6 protein-coding genes are annotated in these 4,094 nt (G+C 36.9%); 2 read left to right on the top strand and 4 right to left on the bottom strand.

The genetic code is table 11. The features are described 5' to 3' along the window. Together AB1414_16835 and AB1414_16830 are read left to right on the top strand one after the other, a co-directional pair. Positions 1-190: lipoprotein-releasing system transmembrane subunit LolC (locus AB1414_16835; protein ID MEW6609082.1), on the top strand; the 190-nt coding region annotated here is incomplete at its 5' end. Positions 191-257: 67 nt separating this feature from the next. Next, positions 258-926: an ABC transporter ATP-binding protein gene (locus AB1414_16830; GenBank protein MEW6609081.1), complete on the top strand. Its 669-nt coding sequence runs from the start codon at positions 258-260 to the stop codon at positions 924-926. A 309-nt stretch (positions 927-1,235) separates the two neighbouring features. Here AB1414_16830 and AB1414_16825 read toward each other — a convergent pair whose 3' ends face one another. The 4 genes from AB1414_16825 to AB1414_16810 form a co-directional block, all read right to left on the bottom strand. Continuing rightward, positions 1,236-2,645, bottom strand: a complete 1,410-nt coding sequence (locus AB1414_16825; protein MEW6609080.1) for a radical SAM protein — start codon at positions 2,643-2,645, stop codon at positions 1,236-1,238. Positions 2,646-2,650: 5 nt separating this feature from the next. Continuing rightward, positions 2,651-3,163: a hypothetical protein gene (locus AB1414_16820; protein ID MEW6609079.1), complete on the bottom strand. Its 513-nt coding sequence runs from the start codon at positions 3,161-3,163 to the stop codon at positions 2,651-2,653. 139 nt (positions 3,164-3,302) lie between these two features. Further along, positions 3,303-3,938 carry a hypothetical protein gene (locus AB1414_16815; protein MEW6609078.1) on the bottom strand — a complete coding sequence of 212 codons (636 nt, stop codon included), beginning with the start codon at positions 3,936-3,938 and terminating at the stop codon, positions 3,303-3,305. Beyond that, positions 3,892-4,094 (bottom strand): hypothetical protein (locus AB1414_16810; GenBank protein ID MEW6609077.1); only part of this gene is annotated, 203 nt, incomplete at its 5' end. The genes AB1414_16810 and AB1414_16815, both read right to left, overlap by 47 nt.

The raw sequence follows: 4,094 nt of genomic DNA, 5'->3' as shown, positions 1-4,094 counted from the left end.
ATTAGCAAAATATCAATTTATTAAACTACCGGGTGATGTCTATTATCTTAGTTCTATTCCCATCCATATAAGATGGAACGATGTTGGACTTATAAGTTTATCTGCGATTATTTTAAGTCTGCTTTCGGCAATTTATCCGGCAAGATATGCTAATTCATTAAAACCAATCGAGGCATTGAGGTATGAGTAGGAAGTAGATAGTAGTCAGTAAAGAAACAGAGAAGGGAAGAAAAAGGTTAAGAGGTTAAAAGGATAGGATGATACTTAAGGCGATTGATGTTTATAAATCATACATAAGTGGTAAAATAGAGATTCATGTGCTTTGCGGCTTAAATTTAGAGGTAAAAAAAGGGGAGATTGTGGTTATCGTTGGTGCCTCTGGCGTGGGCAAAAGCACCTTGCTTAATCTCTTAGGCACACTGGATAAACCGGATGAAGGAGAGATTCGCTTTGAAGGGGAAGATATTGCCCAATTGAGTAGACTGGCAAGATTCAGGAACGAATCGATGGGATTCGTCTTTCAGTTCCATCATCTCCTGCCTGAATTTAGTGCCCTGGAAAATGTAATGTTACCGGGTTTAATTGCTCGACGGCAACAAGGTAAAATAAAAAAAGAGGCAGAATTGCTTTTAGAAGAAGTTGGGTTAGGCGAAAGAAAAAACCATAAACCTGGTCAACTATCCTGTGGCGAGGCACAACGAGTCGCCATAGTCCGTGCTTTAATAAATAATCCTCAACTGATTTTAGCCGATGAACCAACCGGGAATTTAGATTGGCACACAGCTCAAGAAGTCTATAGCCTTCTTGAAAAACTTATAAGAGAAAAAAATCATACCCTGATTATGGTTACTCATAATGACGAGTTAGCTAAAAGAGCCGATAGGAGACTTAAATTAGTTGATGGGAAACTAAAAGAAGGGGCTTAAATGAATCGTAACCGTTCACCGCAGAAACACAGAGACGCAGAGAAGAAAATTAAAATTTATGGACGATAGGCTTAACATCCCTGATTTTCATCAGTGCAAGCTCTTGAGTCCAACAACATTAAACTTGCCCTGATGAAAATCAGGGATGGATTAACAAATCTGGCTTGCCGGCTGAACACTCGGCAAGCAGGTCCTATGTATTTCAATGGCTACACCAATAATCTTTTCTGTTATCTGATTTATTTCCATATCTTCTCTGTAAACTCTTGCGTCTCTGCGGTAAATTACCACCTGAACGGTTACAATGAATCATCTCGACAAATAAATTAATTCTCCCATTTTCTCATCTCCAACCGAAAGATGCCACTGAATTAATGAACTTTTTATACTTTCACTGATTATTTCTATCCTTTGCAGGTTTTTCCTGATATTCTTTAATTTTGAATTAAAACTATCCTTATCAATCATCTCCATACCTTGAAATGGTGTGTTAAGTTTAGGAATAAATGGATTGATACTGATGACTAATCGTCCTTTGAAACGGGCTTTAATATTGGAAATTAAGGTAATTAATGCCTTAATATCTTCTTGAGTCTCTGTTGGAATGCCAAGCATAAAGTATAACTTAAGGGTAAGAGGGAGATGGCTATTCAGTAATTCTATTTTCTCCAGGATTTTCTCATCTGATATAGGTTTATTAATTAGTTGGCGAAGCCCTGGTGAGCCTGCCTCTGGAGCGATGGTTATAGTTTTTTGATTCAGAGTTTTTAGTAATTCTTTAGTGATTGCCTGAATTCTGAGTGAAGATAAAGATACTTCACCGCCAAGTTCTTTTATCTTCTGGCATATTTCCTGTAAATCAGGATGATTGGATATTGCCCCACCAACCAATCCGAGCCTTTTAGTATATTTTAATCCTTCTTCTACCTGGCTAAGAATAACATTCAGGCTTCTATATCGAAATGGTTTATACAAATGGCTGGCAAGACAAAATTTACACATTTGGGGACAACCTCTGGTCAATTCAATGAGGAACATATTACTAAATTCAGTGTTTTTAGTTATGATGCAGGAGCTCGTTGGATAGAGGTCTAAGAAAGGAATGTGTCTTTTGCTAAACTCCTTTTGACCAGGGGATGGAACATAAACCCCAGGGATTTGATTTAAATTAAAAAGTATCTTCTCCTTTGGTAAATGTCTTGAAAGTAAATAAGAATCAACAACTTCATTTACTACCTCTTCGCCTTCTCCGATTATAAATATATCAATAAATGAAGATAGTGGTTTTGGGTTAGCTGTAACCGCAGTTCCACCAGCAATGATTAAAGGGTAAGATTTGTCTCTATCTCTGGACAACAATGGGATTTTTGCCAGGTCTAATATCGGCAGGATATTAAAATAGTCTAATTCAAAAGGGAGACTAAAAGCAATAATGTCAAACTCATTTAGTGGTCTTTGAGACTCAAGACTAAATAGAGTTGTTTTTGACTTCAGAAACTCCCCCAATTCCTCTTTCTCTGGTTTAAAACTCCGCTCACACCAGGTATCATCCCTTTTATTCAATAATTGATAGATAGTTTGAAATCCGAGGTTGGACATCCCAAGATAATAGGTATTCGGATAAACTAATACTACCGCTACAGCTCTTCTATTCTTGTAATAAGCGCCAGTCTCCTGGTCTAATAATTTCTTAGTCTTTTCTATCAACTTCCAGGACATAATACTTAATATTCTAACTCCACTACTTTCTTTTCTTTGTCCTTTTTCAAAATAACGGTTTCTCTGGTAATCTCCACGACCTCATAACCACTAATTTTATCCCCAATACTAACTAATTGAGATTGTGGCTCCATGGAACTTTTAATTAAGGCATTGGCTCCTTCCTCTCCCCAGGTAATACCTATCAATTGAAATGTTATCTCTGGTTCAGCGGTAACAGCCGGTTTTTCTTTTGTGGGTTCTTCAACTTTAGAAGGGGAAGAAGTAATAACTGGCGCGGTAGAAACAGGTGTGCCAAAAAGCCTTCCAGAACTTAGTCTTTCATAATAAGAAAGTGGTTGAGAAGGATGAGAAGGGGGACATTTAATTGAAGCAATCCCCTTATCTGGCATAGAAGTTTTTAGATACTCATCATTTGCCGTAAAAATCAGAATGGCACTTATCCCCAAATAAATAATGAGAACTATAACCGATATAAATAAAATTTTATTTAAGAAAATAATTTTTTGTAGATTCATTTCTATATGATAGAAGCATAGGGAAAAAGCTCTTCCTCTCCCCCATCCAACGATAGAACTCACCCGCCAAAAAGCGTCAGCTTTTTGGTCGCGTGCAGTGATTGGTTATACGCGGTTTCTTTAAATTATTATCCGCTTTTTATACTTTCCCTTCTGCTAAAAGAATTGTCCCATCTTCTCCAGAGTATAATCGCTTATTGTCTGAGTTAAACTCGTATTTGACATCAAGTGACAGAGATTCTAAGGATAGGATTTTCCAATGCCTACATTTGTAAACGTTCTTGCTCTCTTTTCTATCAGCAACATACATCTCATAAGAAATAATAAAATGGTGGGTGTCATAAACAACCTTGAAATCCTCTGATGGAGAAAAATAGAAACTTCGTTGGCTCGTTCCAATATTTTCAAGGTTATACGTTTTACACTCCATGTAATGAGGTCTACCGTTGTGATAGAAAATAATATCCGGATAACCCATTGCCTTCTTTCTTCCACTTGCACCTGTTGGAATGTCGGGATTTAGGTTATAATCTTGCATAGATGACTTTACAAAAGCCTCAATATCGTTTCCCACCTCATTCGGTCTTGCCCTAATTATTCCCTTCTCATTAATCTTCCTGCCTGCTACTAACGCCACATTTTTCAAAACATCTAAAAGTGTGTTATCTGTAGAATCATTAAAATCGAAAGGAATTACTTTCTTGCCGGTTAAGGATTCAATAACTAAATTATCCCTCAACATATTTACCACAATAGGGACAAGTAACAATTCCAATATACTCTCTATCAATACCAAATTCCCTTCTGCAATGAGGACATTTTAGCCTTGCGTCCACAAAATAAAAATGTTCTGCATCTAACTCTTTTATCTTTGCCAAAGCCTTTTCAATAGAACCATTCGTATTACCCATAATGGCTTCTCCTTTCAGTC

It is taken from the genome of bacterium (assembly GCA_040755795.1).
Taxonomy (GTDB): Bacteria; UBA9089; CG2-30-40-21; order CG2-30-40-21; family SBAY01; genus JBFLXS01.
This window is presented reverse-complemented; position numbering and strand designations above follow the sequence as displayed.